Annotated in this window: 1 protein-coding gene; it reads left to right on the forward strand. The window is 34.4% G+C overall.

Features of this window, described 5'->3' with window-relative positions; translation table 11 throughout:
- Positions 1 to 490 (forward strand): hypothetical protein (locus tag B2Y23_RS04770; protein WP_291369344.1); only part of this gene is annotated, 490 nt, incomplete at its 5' end.
- Between the last annotated feature and the right edge of the window lie 22 nt (positions 491 to 512).

Here is a 512-nt window from a genome sequence, read left to right on the forward strand (position 1 = left end):
TCGAACAGATTTTATTGATCCAAATAGTCCAAAAACATCATGCTCAGTAGATTTAAACGTAGCTATTCCATCTGATTTGGTGAAAAAATCTGATGAGGCAAGAGCTAAAGTGAATGCTGTAAGTGTAGAGCAGCATGCAAATAATTTAGATGTAGATTATGAAAATAATAAGGTGCATTTAACACTTGAGTATGTTCTACAGCCAACAGATAAAGGTGATAAAGTTTTAGCTCTACTTAAAAATACAGCGAATATACAAACATTGCTTTCAGAAACTTTAACTTATGCTTTTTTAAAACCACAAATTGAAAAAAATCAAATAAGAAATCTGGAAGCGAGTAAATCAGCTGTGCAAAGAAATAATGCTGAGAATATTGCTTATTCAGCAAGCGATGAGGTTGTAGAGGCTGCAGATGCAGCAACAGAAGCCGCTGAGGCAGCGCAAGCTGCTCAAGTAGTACCTGATGAAAGTGCTTACGAAAATTATTAATCATTCGTATTACTGAAAATAA

This window comes from Acinetobacter sp. UBA5934 (assembly GCF_002430855.1).
GTDB lineage: Bacteria > Pseudomonadota > Gammaproteobacteria > Pseudomonadales > Moraxellaceae > Acinetobacter.